A 13,463-nucleotide genomic window follows, 5' to 3' on the forward strand; every position below is an offset into this window, starting at 1 on the left:
GGCACGGGCAGATCGTTGTCATCAAGGCAGAAAACCTTCCGGCCGCCTGTGACCTCTCCTGCGCAGAATATATCCCGGGTCCGGTACTCGCTGTCCCTTTGAGCCGCGTCGGCTTTTTTTCAGGCCTGAAAAATAGGGTGTGTTCGCGAGGATCATCAGTTCGGTCATTCCGTAACAGACACTGAAACAGCGCGGATCAAAGCCGTGAGGTTTGGCAAGGGAAGCAAATCTGCTGACAGTGTCTGCCTGAATATACTCGCCGCCTATCGTCAGGGCTCTGAGCGAACTGAGATCGCTGCCGGCGACATCGCCGGGGGATCTTTCCATCAAATCCGACAGGACGGAAAGCGTGTAATTCAGAGTCGCCATATGGGTGACTTTATATTTCGTCACAAGTTCAAACCATTTCTTCGGGTCATTTATAAACGTATCGGGCCTGACCACTATGGAAGGTCCGCCGCCCCACAACTGGGGGAAAAGGTGCAGCCGTTGCCGAAAGCATGGTGAATTGGCAAAGCAACGATGGCCGCGGAACTCGGATCACGGTGGAATTTTTTACTGTAAAGTTCCGCGAAACTGCCGATCATCGCATGAGTGTAGATAACCGCCTTCGGCTCACCTGTCGAGCCCGAGGTATACAGCAGCATAAACTCGTCCCCGGGAGAATCGCAAAACTCAGGCTCCCTTTTCGGCCGATAGGACAGGCAGTCGCTCATCTTCACCACTTGTTTGTCCGGGAAAAGCCTTCTCATATCCTCACAGGAACTTTCGGCGAGAATGGTATCCGCCCCTGAATTCTCGGCAATATATTTGCATCTGTTGAACTTATCCGCGACCACATCCGCCTGAACCGGCACTGCCGCCGCGCCTGCCGCCGTCACAGCGAAGAACAATACAATCACGCGGAGCATATCGTCGTCGGATACCACAAGACAGCGACTGCCTTTTCCCGCAAGACCGTTTTCCCTGAGGTACGCACCGGCCCGCATGATACTGTCATAAAATGCCTTGTAGGTCAGGCGCTGTTCGCAGCCGTTTCCGTCAAAACTTATCAGCGCCGTCTTTGAAGACATTTCACTCTCCGAAAAACGTCTGAATCTTGCGGTCAGCGTTTCTTTCTGATCCATTATGATTACTCCTTTGAAGGTCTTATTTATCTATTTATCCAGCATGAAGTCTGCCGCGGCCGCGTCGTCATGGCACCCGGTCACCGTCACATCCCCCATACAGAGCTCTTCCATGATATTTTTTATCTCATCCGCTTCACTGATATCCGACACCGTCAAACCGAAGCGAATATCCCCGGCGTACATTGAACTGAAGTCCGCATCACTTTCCGTTTCGGACTCCAATATATTGACATGTTCCGGTATCACCCCTTTTTCCACCAACGACGAAGCCAGCTCAAGTATTTCTTTAAGACTGCTGTCATAAGCACCGAGCGAAACCGCGCCGTACTTCTTTGCTTTCGCCAAAAGTTCCTTCACATCGGCATCGCGCCCGGCCAAAGCAAGGTCGTCATCAGTACTTTCAAGCCGACTCATCATGTCCGTCGGAACAGCTTCCGTGAAAATGATATTCAACTTGTCCGAACCGTTTTTTTGATACCTTACCGAACGGCCTGCCGTGCTTTCGGCCTTTGCTCCCCCCGCATCTTTGCCGAAATTGTCTATGAACGCAGATACTGCCCTGACATTCGGGGTATTGAGCAAATGCACAAGATAATCATCAAAGGTTATCTGCGGATTGATATTTGAACGCAGCCTGCCTGCTGCCCTTGCGAGAACCAGAGAGTTTGCGCCCTCTTCATACAGATCCCTGTCGGGAGCGATCGAAGATATATCCAATGCATCGCAGATAATCAGGCCGACTTTTTTCTCTGTTTCGCTCAGATCCTCATGGTCCGAAGACAGACTGCCGTTTCTTTCAATGTGTTTATCTACAAGAATACGGACGGCTTTATTGTCGATCTTACCGTTTGCGGTCAAGGGGATATGATCCGCTCTGACAATAACGGTAGGAATCATATAATCGGGCAGCCATGGCGCCAGTCTAACTGCGGCTTCGCCCTCACTTATATCCGTCTTCGATACGACGACAGCGGAAAGCTTTTTGTCATTGGCGCTGCCATGAATCAGGCAGCTAATATTTTCAAGCCCGAAGACTTTCTTCATAACGGTTTCCACTTCTCCAAGCTCGATTCTGTGTCCGCGAAGCTTTACCTGATCGTCGTTTCTGCCCATGAACTCAATATTACCGTCAGGGTGATAGCAGCCTGTGTCACCTGTTTTATACATGCTTATGCCCTTATGAACGATAAACGCCTTTTCAGTCGACTCTTTTTCACCGTAATATCCCTCGGCAAGGCTGTCGCCACTGATATAAAGCTCCCCTCGAACAAAATCAGGACAATCCTGCATCAGCTCGTCTTTGATCATAAAGCCCTGATTCGGAAGCAGCTTTCCGTAGGGAATGCTGGAAAGCGCTCTGTCCGCGGGCGCATACTCATGATAGATCGACCAGATGCCGCCTTCGGTCGCGCCGCCCAGGCTGACGACTTTTATGCCCGCAAAGATTCTTTTGATTTCATCGGGCAGATCGACAGGTATCCAATCCCCTGAAAGCATGGCCAGTCGCAGCGGGCTTAAAACGGCAGACTCGTTATACTGCTTATAGATCACCAGCATCTGCATCAAAGCAGGCACCGTGTTCCAAATTGTCACATTGTAGCGACGCATCATCTCAGCCCAGTGCGCAGGATTCTTATACTGCTCATGATCGGGAATAACAACTGCACCGCCTCTTGCAATAACGCCGAACATGTCATAAACCGACAGATCGAAATTAAGCTGCGAAATGCCGAATATTCTGTCGTTATGATTAACTCCGTACAAATCATTTACCGCTTCGATGGTGTTCACCGCCGCGCGATGGCTGATCTCAACGCCCTTCGGTTCGCCGGTGGACCCTGAGGTGAAGATGATATACGCCGTGTCGCTGTCGGACATCTTTGTTTCAGGCAGACTGCGAATATCATTTTCAAGCTTATCGACGCGAATGATCCTGTGCTCACCCGAAACGGCGATCCTGTACTCGGAATGACACAAAACACAGCTTTCATTGACCTTGTCAAGAATCTTCTCACAGCGTTTTTCGCCGTAGCCCACGTCGACAGGAACATACGCAGCGCCGAGTGAAAGCACAGCCAGGCAGGCGGCGAGCTGCCACCTTGATTTGGGCAGCGCGATAACCACACGGTCCCCCTTTTCAGTCCCATTCTCTTTCAAAGCCGCCGCGATTCTACAGATCTGCTCATAAAGAGCCCGGCACCGCTCCACTCCGCCTGTGCATCCGCCACCGCGAGCGCTTCGGGTGCCGTTTTTATCGCGCCGAGAACGCTTTCGTGGAGAAGATATCGGGGTTGCTTTTTCTGCGTGCTGTTTGCTTCACTGCGTTTTGCCCGCTGATAGGCCGGCAGGGGTATCTCAAAGCCAGGTTCGGTCCAACGCTCTTTATCGGAGGAAAGTTCTGCAAGAAGCCTTTTTAGGGCAAAGCTTATGTCTCTGACGACATTTTCCTTAAACACACCGTCTCTTGTATCGAGATTGATGTTCAGACCCTCAGCGGAATCCATCGCCTGACAATCCATAAAAACCTGCGCGGTCTGGCTGATTCCGTTTGATGTCATGCGTCCGACGAGAGCGCTGCGCTCCGCGGGTATCAGACCGATGGCGCCCGTGAACACATAGGGCATCAGACTGCCCTTGCCGCCGTTTTTCTTTTGAAGCTCGCGAAGAACATTCACGCCTGTAAAAAGCCTGTGATCCAAATCGTCAAAAAGTCTGCGATTTGTTCTGAGCGCCATATCAAGAAAAGAGCCGCCTTGATCCATATTCATTTCCAGGAGACTGCCGGCAGTAAAATCACCCACGATATCATTGACCTCCTCGTGCAAAGGCAGTCTGTTCAGAATGCTCAGATTCAAACAGAACGACTTATTTCTGCTCCACCGGGCAAGAACAATAGGCGGTCATGACAGCCGTTGAAGACGTCACACCAAGGCTCCTGGCGATTTCACAAAAGTGATCCCATTGCGGTTTTAAAAGCTTTATATTCTCACGGGAGAACCTGACATTTTCAGTTACAATGCTTTTGTTTACCGGCAGCTCCGGGGCTTTCGGAAGGGTGTCGATCCGCTTAAGCCAATATTCTCTGTCGCGAAAGAACCCGCTCCCACGGCAGAGCTTTTTATGTGCGATCAGATAATCCCTGAACGTGATGCCCGGCTGTTTCAGCTCCTTCTCAGGGTGAAAATAAATCTGTTCAAATTCATAGAGCAGATGCCAGATACTGGTCCAGTCGGCAACGGCGAATTCCATCGAGAAATGCATGATATCGCCGCTCTCCCTGCTGATCGCAACAGCATACATGGGCCAGCGCCTCGTGTCATAAACACGGTGGTCCATGGCAAGCTTGATATCTCAGCGGCCGTCGGCAATCTCCTCTTCGCTTCTGTCGCGCAGATCGAAGACTTTAACCTGAAATTCAGGGACCGTCTCGGCCACCTGCTGATAACCATCGGTATCCATCGTAACCCGAAGCATGGGGTGGCGCCTGATCAGCCTGTTCCAGGCCGCCTGCGCCTTAACAGGATCAAGCTCGTCATACGCATATTCAAGATAGATATGACAGGCGGTTCCGCCGTATTCAAAGGCCTTGTTTCTGCCAAGAACATAGGCCTGCTGTATTTCCGTCAGGGCAAAAGGATCGTACTGATGTTCTTCATCGTGCTCAATCCTGATCACATCATTTAACAGGCAGTCGATGACCGCCTCCTTGTTTTCTTTCAGGAAAGCCTTATCCTCAGAGGTCAGCGCACCTGCGGCGGCTTTGAATTTAAGCTTGCCCGCCTCCGTCCACAAACGTATATTCTTTCCCCTGAGCGCCGAGAGCTTTTGGGCAATGGGATTTATCTTGTTCATTTTCTTTCCTCCGGCAGCAATGCCTCTTGTTTAAGATTAAGCGCAAGGATCGGCGACTGTTCCAATGTTTCGTTTAACAGTGCATAACCGAACTGCTTTGAAAGATCATTCCAGATCTTTGCGTATTTCTGCTCCTGCTGCGCCTTGCTCATCAAAGCGCGGCGGTCGTCTTTCATGCTTTTCAGTTTTTCAAGGTCGATGGCTATACTGCTGACCCAATCATTTTCCAGCGATATATAATATGGTTTTTCAAATTCCGACTGATCGGGGGTAAGCATGATGACATTCGATTTTCTCACGTGCTCGGGGTAGCCTTCGGGCGTCCCGGGAAAACCACCGTTGTCAAAAACATGCCAGGGTATATTCAAGCGGGGATACCAGATAAGCGGCCCCCGAGAATCAACCAGCTCCAGCCTGCCGGAATCATAGCAGCAGGAAAACGTGTGAAGGATTTGCATATGATTATCCGGATCCCTGGGGTTCATATCGTTGTTAAACTGGAATGAGAAAGGAATGCCGCCGATCTCGCCCATGACCCGCTTGAAACACCCCCGCTGCTGATCCGCCAAAAGAATTTCGGGCCTTCCGCCGTCGGTCAGCCGTCCCAGGATTTCAACAAAGGGATAGAAGGCCTGCACGCTGCTTCCGCAGCGGATATACAAAAGTTTGCTGCCGGCGGCAACCAGTTTTTCGGACACCTGGAGAAAACGCCTGACCTCTTTGAGATTCGCATAGAGATTTCCCGTCATATACGCGCATCTGTTTTTCAGCGCTTCCTTGAAAAGTTTTTTCAGATCTTCATGATGAACAGGTTGCTCAAGAATAACGCTCATACCTCTTTGAAGGCATTGCAGTGCCATATCTGTGCCCCGTCCGCCAAGCATGCTGCTCCTGATGACGACACATACCATATCGATGTCATCCGGCAGCTCGTCAACCCCGGTATAAAGAGGAACGCCGTACTTTTCGGCGCATTTCACGGAACGCACGCTGCCCCTTGCCACAATGGCGGAAAGCTCAAGCTCTACGCTGCGCTTTGCGGCTTCGGCATAGAAGATGCCGAAGCCCGTTCCGCATACGGCGACTTTCCGTTTCCTGCCGCTCATATCTCCCCCGACTCCTCTTCGGACATGGCCGCCAGTGAATAGGGATAGACCTCAAACAATCTGAACGCTTCGGTCTTTTCGACATATTCCCAAATTTTTTCATCGTTTTGCAGCATTGCCAGTCTGACGGGAACATTCTCGGCAATCTCTCCCCGCAGCAGCGCGAGTGCCGCTGCCGCAGCGACTCTGCCCGACACCACGGAGCCAGAGATGCCGTTCAAATATGCGGATACGGTTTTAGGGCGGTTATCTTTCATCCCTTCCATTTCGATAACGAATTTCAGGTAATCCTCCCTGCCGGCCATTGAGATCCGGTAAAGACGGCAAAGTCTTTCAGCCATTTCATCCTTGTCCTTATAGGTGCTGCTGAAAAGTTTCTCGTAATCGTCGGTGTCTCTGACCATATACCAGGAGCTGCTTCTTACATGAAGAAGCGTATCGATGGCCGCGCTTTCCTCGTCGCTGAACTGATAACGGTAAACCTCATCCCCGATCAGCGGGATATTCTCGGTCTTTGCTTTTATCCCCGACGCTTTTCCGTCGGGAAGCTGTGATGCGGTTACCAAATCCCTGGCAGCCGTCAGGGTAAGCATTTCCCGAAGGGCGATATTAACATTCAGAGAATAAATATGATCAAAATCTTCCGCCAGTTTTCTTGGAATAAAACCGATAATCCCCGGCACCGCGCCGCAGGCATAAATCATCCTTTGCCCCTTATTCAACCGGGTTGTCTTCGCATAACAGCGGCTGTGTCCCACATCTATCAGTGAAACCCCGCATTCCAACGCCGCTTCCATCACCTTTTGGCTATAGCGTTCAGATGGGCCGGCGGTATTGATCACGAGCGCGCAGCCTTCCATAAACGCCTTGATATCATTCCTGTCGTCGATGTCCACACAGACCCACTGATTGCCGTCGCTTCTTCTGTTTGAATGATAGCCGCATCTAAGCTGTTCCTGAGGCGCCTTAACGTTCAGTGTCTTTATTATTTCGGAGCCTATTTTTCCGCTCGCTCCTATTATTCCTATCATCATTACCCTTTATAATTCTCCCTCTTCAAATTCATCATCTCTGTTCTTTGAAGCGACGACCTCCGCCATATCGGAAAGAACCGGCGTGTCGAATATCTCTTTCATACTGCATTCGACAGAGAACCTTGCCTTTATGGCCGATATGAGTCTTGTGGAGAGCAGACTGTCTCCACCTGTTTCAAAAAAATTGTCTTCTTGATAAACCTCACCGATGCCAAGTATCTCTTTCCAGATGTTCGCCAGCGCTTTTGCAGTCTCTCCGACAGGGGGTGTCCTTCTGCGGGGGGATGCATGACTGAACATCGCCGTTAACGCGCCGCGGTCTATCTTTCCATTTGCCGTAAGGGGAAATGACAAACAATAGACAAAGCTGTCCGGCACCATATAATAAACAAGCTTGTCGGCGCAGGACGCTTTCAGTTCGTTTGAATTTTTCAGTTCCTTTCCGCTAAAACTGCCGCTGTACATAAACATCTCTGTGCATTTACAAAGAGAAACTTTTATGTCGCTGAACCCTGCCGCGGTCAACTCGCGCTTCCACTCGTCAGGGAGCAGCATGAGCTTGCAAAGCCCCTTGCGTCTATCGGTGTATCTCGAAAAGCCCCGTTCCACCACCGCCGAAGAAATATATCCTGCCGCGGAAAGATAAGCCGGCTCGGTCATGAACAGCCTGCTGTCGCGTTTCATCAGCAGCTTCAGCCAGTCAAGTCCTGCGCCGATGTTCGTAAAGAGATGCAGTCCGTTCAAGGAAATCACGCTGTCTGCACAAGCCGCAAAATCTCCGCTCAGGAAACTGCCGTCCGTGTTGATATAAACCGTCTCGATTCCGCAGTCCTCCAGCTTTTTCCTGGCCGCCGCAAGGATGCCCATGCCATTCTCAAAATAAAGAATCCTGCGGATAGCGGTTTTTTCCTTCAGCTTCTCAATCAGTTTTGCCGCGAGTATGCCTTCTCTGCCGGAGACAAATGCGATCACGTCGCTCTTTTTACTCGCCGCGATCAATTCAGCCATATTCTCAAGATCGTCATCAAGGTCAAGCATGGCCATAAGCTTCTCAGGAGCAAGCATTTCATCACTCAGCAGTTCAATGGGCTGACGCCTTCCGGTAAAAATATCAGCCATAAGCGCTTTCTTTTCCGCAAGAGCAGAGCCAAAATTCTCCGCCTGCGGGTCCGTCTCCGGAAAAGGAGGCATACCGGCAAGCTTTTTCTTCCAAAGCGCCATAACGGGTTTCATTTCATCCGTGATATTTTCTTCAAAGACCGTTTCAGCTACTTCTTTCATAAAACGGAAAATAACACCGTCAAAAGCTGTTCCCTCTTTGACCTCAAAACCTGTGGATACGGCCTCTTCCGCCGACTGCAGAAGAACAGGTTCCATGGCTGCGCAGATCTTCTTTCTTCCATTTCGTTTGTCCGCCAGAGCAACTGCCCTCCGGATACCATCGAGGCCGTTGAGCTGATGCTCGATCTCCCCCAGCTCAATCCGGAAGCCGTTGACCTTGACCTGATTATCCAACCTGCCGAGAAAAATGATATTTCCGTCACCGCGGTAATAGCCCATATCGCCTGTTCTGTACCAACGCTTTCCGTCCTCGTCATAAACAAAAGCAGCCGCCGTTTTTTCAGGATCCCCGGTATAACCCTTCGCAAGACCCTTTCCGCCGATCCACAGCTCGCCTGTCTGCCCCTGCTCTGCGTCTTTTCCGTCTTTAATGATGCGGAACTGCTGATTTGCCAGGGGCTTGCCATAGGGGATATTGGTGTTGGGATCTTCCCCTCCGTTAACAACATAGCAATTTGACCAGATTGCCGCCTCGGTGGCACCGCCCAGAGCAATGAGCCTGCAGGCCGCATTATGCTCTTTGAGCATGGAAAACAGCTCTGGCATAACATAATCCCCGGACAGCAGCACATTCCTCAAAGAATGTATATCATCTGTCTGCTCAAGAGACTGCATGAACATCTCAAACAGCGCGGGAGCACTATTCCAGAGCGTGACATCCTCAGCCGCAATAAGCTTCTTCCACGCTGCGGGATCCTTATAACTGTCATCAGAAAGAAGGATGATTCTGCCGCCGCAGGACAGCATCGCGAAAAGATCAAAAACACTCAGGTCAAAATCCAGTGACGAAACATTCAAACAACAGTCGCTTTCATCTATGCCCAGACGATCCATTACATCCTCGATTGTGTTCCATGCGGCGCCATGGGCAATCTCAACCCCCTTCGGTTCGCCCGTTGAGCCTGAAGTAAAAATGATATAAGCCGTATTTTCTGCGGATACCTCCGCCGGGATGAATTTTTCTGCAATTTCCGATATCTCTTCCGCAAGGATTAACGCCGCCCCGTTGTTTTCCGCTGCGGCAGTGCCTTTGGCGGTGATGCAACATCTAATATCCGCTTTTTTATATATATTTTGCCTGCGCTCTGCAGGCTGCGCATGATTTAGGGGAACATAAACACCCCCTGTCAGCAGCACGCCAAGAACGGCGCAGACCATATCGATACTTCTCGGCAGGCTGATCGCCACCCTGTCGCCTTTTCGGACACCCTTTGCCGCCAGGGCCTCTGCAAAAGCGCAGGCCCTGCTGTAAATCTGCTGATACGATCTTTTTTCATCGTTCCATACCAGCGCCGTCTTATCTTGATATCTCTTCACGTTTTCCAGAAAGCTTTCGTGCAGGGGCTTTTCTGCGATCGCTTTATCTGTCCTATTTTCCTATCTTTGCCATTTCCTATATGCGTTTCCCATTCCTATACCTCTATGATGGCCAGCGACCGCCAACCGCATCTGATACGGCGCTCTCGTACCAGATTCTGCGGCGGCTCGTATTATTCATGCGGGCCGCCCTGTTTATCTTATCGTCCACTCTCTTGCTTTTTCACGGTTCGAGATGAACCTTCTGTAAAGTCCGCTTTCTTTTATGAGCTGCTCGTGGGCGCCCTCCTGAACGATTCTGCCTTTTTCCAATGCCAGGATCTTGTCGGCACTGCGAACCGTCTTCATGCGGTGGGCGATCATAATGACCGTCTTGTTTCTGGTAAGTCTGCTGACCGCTTCAATCACCGACTTTTCGTTTTCCGCATCGAGAGCATTGGTTGCTTCGTCAAGGATGACGATAGGAGCATCTTTAAGCATGGCTCTTGCAATGGAGATCCTTTGCTTTTCACCCCCCGAGAGGCTCCCGCCTCCTTCGGCGACCACGGTATCGTATCCCTCGGGCAGTTGCGAGATAAACTCATCACAACTTGCCGCCGTCGCGGCTGCAACGATTTCTTCATGGGAAGCATCCGGCCGGCCTATCCGGATATTGTTTTCGATGGTATCTTCAAAAAGGTAGACTTTCTGAAACACCATGCTTATATTGGCCATCAGCTCGGTATCGTCAATATGCCTGATATCCGTTCCGCCGATTGAGATGCTGCCGGAATCCACGTTCCAAAATCTTGCAATCAGCTGACACAGCGTTGATTTGCCCGAACCCGAAGGTCCGATGATCGCCGTTGTGGTATGCGGCTTTATGTCAAGATTGATATCGTGGAGAACTTCATTATCGTCATAGGAGAAGTGCATATCTCTGAAGACAATTTCCTGATCTTTCATGTGCCCCTCCGGCTGCATGATTGCCAGTTGTTCGGTATTCTCCAGCTCATTCACTTCGTCAATGGCGGTTTCAAGAAGGCCGATCATGGAAAGGCTTATCCCTGCCTGATTCATTGAAGAGAAGACAAAAAAACTGATGACGAGAATCACAATCGCTTTATCTACAGATATACTGCCAAATTTCATATAAAGCAGAAGATCTGCAATGATTATCAATATCTCGAAAAGGGCGATGCAGATATTTCCGGCAAACTGCGACGGCATAGCCACATCGGTCAGCCGGCGATTGGCTTTACAGGAAGCTTCAATCCCTTCCCTTATTGATTTATCGCCATCCTGAACATTAAAGGCCTTGGTCACCTTTATGCCCTGCACAAAAGTAATCGTCGCACGAATCAGCCGGTTCATCGCTTCGTGCTGTGCAGGTACGTTTTTCTTTGAAACGCGCATCTGCCAGCTGATGACGCCATAATAAGCCAGCATGCCCGCCGAAGCGATGCCGGCAATCCGCAAATCGTAGAAAACCAGCATCGTCAGGGTCACGGCGGTGGAAATAAAACCCCCAAGTATGCCGGATATTGTATAAGCGGCAGAAAGTTCAACCGAAGAAAGCGTTGACGTAAGCGTTGCGCTGATATTTTCCGCTTTGTTGCCGCTGAAAATACCAAGCGGCACCCTTTTAAGAATGTTGCCAATACCGATACGCTTATCCTCCACCATTTTGAAATCCGTTGTCAGAATGGCCACCTGTTCGGCATAGGCCGTCGCAAACGAACCGATCATACAGATCAGGGTCAGCGTCGCAAGTTTTATGATCGTTATGTCCTTAGGGGCGTCGTTCATCAGGGCATCCATCAGGATAATAATGCCGCAGATCTGTATGATGCCAAAACAATGCTTCAGCAGCGTGAAGATGAGCGACTTAAGAAAAGTCTTCTTATTGTCGCCGCAAAAATTGAATATTTTTTTCAGTGATCTTATCATTTTACTGCCTCCCCATTGCCCGACATTTCCCACATTTTTCTGTATTCAGGAACGTTGTTCAGCAGTTCCTTGTGCGTACCCCGGGCGATTACACAGCCCTTATCAATCACCGCGATTTGATCCGCATGAACGATAGTATTAAGCCGATGGGCAACAACGATAAGCGTTTTCCCTTTTGTGGAAACAGACATGGCCTGCTGTATGGCAGCTTCATTTTCGGGGTCGGCGCTTGAGGTGGCTTCGTCCATAATCATAATGGGCGCATTCTTGACCATGGCCCTGATGATGGCTATTCTCTGACGTTCACCGCCCGACAGCATCTCTCCTGCCATTCCCGCCTGGGTCTGATACCCCTCCGGCAGCGCCCGTATGAAATCATCGCAGCCCGCAGCCTTTGCGGCTTCAATGATCTCTTCATCGGTCGCATCTCTTCTGCCCACACGAATATTTTCCATAATCGAAGTGTTGTAGAGAAATGTTTCCTGATCCACATAGGCGATGAGCTTATTGAGTTCATCCTGGGCGTATTCATTGATGTCCCTGCCGCCGATATCGATCCGGCCGGCCTGCTTGTCCCAGTATCCCACCATCAGCTTTGCGATCGTGGATTTACCGCTTCCCGAAGCGCCGACCAGGGCAAGCATGGTACCCGATTGCACATGAAACGAAACATCGTTTAACGCCGCGGGGCTCTCTTCCGAGTAGGAAAAGCTCACGTGCTCGAGCCTGATATCGGGAGCCCCCGATATTTTTTCACCCCCTCTGACAAGTTCCTTACTGTCAAGTATTTCGCGGATCTCCTGCGCTACCGTTCCCATCGACGCGAAGGAATCCATATAGCTCACGGCCTTGTAAACAGGAGAAAACACGCCCAGCGCAAGCAGTATAAGCAGAAACAGCGAGGAAAGTTCAAGGCTGCCGTCGCTGACAAAGAGAAAACCCGAGACAAGTACGGGAAAGACCGAAAAAGGCGCTACAGAAAGCGTTAAAGTTGAATAAAGCAGCGTATCCTTCTGCCAGCTCAGGCTGTTTTTCCTATGCTCGATAACAGCGTCTTCCAATCTGCGGAAAGACGACGCTGTTCGGTTGAAGTTCTTGATCACTTCAATGCCGCCCACATACTCGACAATGGCCTGATTCATATTTTTTTCAGCGTTCGTGTAGCTTTTGAAACGTTCCTCATAATCCTTCATCATTCCGCCTGAAAGCGCGAGTCCGAGAGCGAACCAGATCAGCATACAAAGCGTGACCCGCCAGTCAATGACGAAAGACCAGATGATCATCGCCGCCGGTATGAGGATATTGGCCGTCATCTCGGGGAGCAGATGCGCAAGAGTCTTCTCCACTGATTCAACACGGTCTACCAGCGTCGTCTTCAGACGGCCTGTGCCGTTTTCTTCAAAGTAACCCAAAGGGAGCTTCAACATTTTATCGCTCAGTGCAAACCGAATATCTTTCAGGGTCTTAAAAGCCGCACCGTGCGATACCCATGTGGATACGTTGATCAATATGCCGTAAAGTATTTTGAGAATCGCAGCGGCCATCACCATCGCGATTACGTTCGACAGCTCTTTCTCCCCGGCAAAAATTTCGCCAGCAATCTTGCCCACCGTCGCATAGGACAGCATGTTGCAGAGAACGCCCGTCATGCTGATGATCACGGACATGGCATACCCCGTTCTGTACGGTACGATAAACTCCTTTAGATCACTAAAAAATGAACCTGATTTCTTTTGATTCATAGGGTATACAGC

Annotated in this window: 11 protein-coding genes; all 11 read right to left on the reverse strand. The window is 50.3% G+C overall.

What is annotated here, in order from left to right; translation table 11 throughout:
- Window positions 1-21: 21 nt before the first annotated feature.
- Window positions 22-444 (reverse strand): AMP-binding protein, encoded by a 423-nt coding sequence (locus HMPREF0721_RS06430; protein WP_006598839.1) that lies wholly within the window; start codon window positions 442-444, stop codon window positions 22-24.
- On the reverse strand, window positions 444-1,127 hold the full coding sequence (locus tag HMPREF0721_RS06435) for a class I adenylate-forming enzyme family protein (RefSeq protein WP_006598840.1): 684 nt from the start codon (window positions 1,125-1,127) through the stop codon (window positions 444-446). The genes HMPREF0721_RS06430 and HMPREF0721_RS06435 overlap by 1 nt, the downstream gene beginning before the upstream one ends.
- A 30-nt stretch (window positions 1,128-1,157) precedes the next feature.
- Window positions 1,158-3,338 carry a non-ribosomal peptide synthetase gene (locus HMPREF0721_RS06440; protein WP_083798152.1) on the reverse strand — a complete coding sequence of 727 codons (2,181 nt, stop codon included), beginning with the start codon at window positions 3,336-3,338 and terminating at the stop codon, window positions 1,158-1,160.
- Window positions 3,284-3,931, reverse strand: coding sequence for a condensation domain-containing protein (locus HMPREF0721_RS06445; protein ID WP_006598842.1), 648 nt, complete (start codon window positions 3,929-3,931; stop codon window positions 3,284-3,286). The genes HMPREF0721_RS06440 and HMPREF0721_RS06445 overlap by 55 nt, the downstream gene beginning before the upstream one ends.
- A 64-nt stretch (window positions 3,932-3,995) precedes the next feature.
- Window positions 3,996-4,430 (reverse strand): condensation domain-containing protein, encoded by a 435-nt coding sequence (locus tag HMPREF0721_RS06450; protein WP_207635241.1) that lies wholly within the window; start codon window positions 4,428-4,430, stop codon window positions 3,996-3,998.
- A gap of 51 nt (window positions 4,431-4,481) precedes the next feature.
- Window positions 4,482-4,982 (reverse strand): TubC N-terminal docking domain-related protein, encoded by a 501-nt coding sequence (locus HMPREF0721_RS06455; RefSeq protein ID WP_006598844.1) that lies wholly within the window; start codon window positions 4,980-4,982, stop codon window positions 4,482-4,484.
- Window positions 4,979-6,088 (reverse strand): Gfo/Idh/MocA family oxidoreductase, encoded by a 1,110-nt coding sequence (locus tag HMPREF0721_RS06460; protein ID WP_006598845.1) that lies wholly within the window; start codon window positions 6,086-6,088, stop codon window positions 4,979-4,981. The genes HMPREF0721_RS06455 and HMPREF0721_RS06460 overlap by 4 nt, the downstream gene beginning before the upstream one ends.
- Window positions 6,085-7,122, reverse strand: a complete 1,038-nt coding sequence (locus HMPREF0721_RS06465) for a saccharopine dehydrogenase NADP-binding domain-containing protein (protein WP_006598846.1) — start codon at window positions 7,120-7,122, stop codon at window positions 6,085-6,087. Before HMPREF0721_RS06465 ends, HMPREF0721_RS06460 begins: the two co-directional genes overlap by 4 nt.
- A 6-nt stretch (window positions 7,123-7,128) precedes the next feature.
- Complete coding sequence (locus HMPREF0721_RS06470) at window positions 7,129-9,780, reverse strand: amino acid adenylation domain-containing protein (protein ID WP_006598847.1); 2,652 nt, start codon at window positions 9,778-9,780, stop codon at window positions 7,129-7,131.
- Window positions 9,781-9,975: 195 nt separating this feature from the next.
- Window positions 9,976-11,709, reverse strand: coding sequence for an ABC transporter ATP-binding protein (locus tag HMPREF0721_RS12420; RefSeq protein WP_006598848.1), 1,734 nt, complete (start codon window positions 11,707-11,709; stop codon window positions 9,976-9,978).
- Entirely contained in the window at window positions 11,706-13,451 is a 1,746-nt protein-coding gene (locus HMPREF0721_RS06480) for an ABC transporter ATP-binding protein (protein ID WP_006598849.1), read from the reverse strand. Before HMPREF0721_RS06480 ends, HMPREF0721_RS12420 begins: the two co-directional genes overlap by 4 nt.
- Window positions 13,452-13,463: the final 12 nt, after the last annotated feature.

The organism is Pseudoramibacter alactolyticus ATCC 23263, from assembly GCF_000185505.1.
GTDB lineage: Bacteria > Bacillota > Clostridia > Eubacteriales > Eubacteriaceae > Pseudoramibacter > Pseudoramibacter alactolyticus.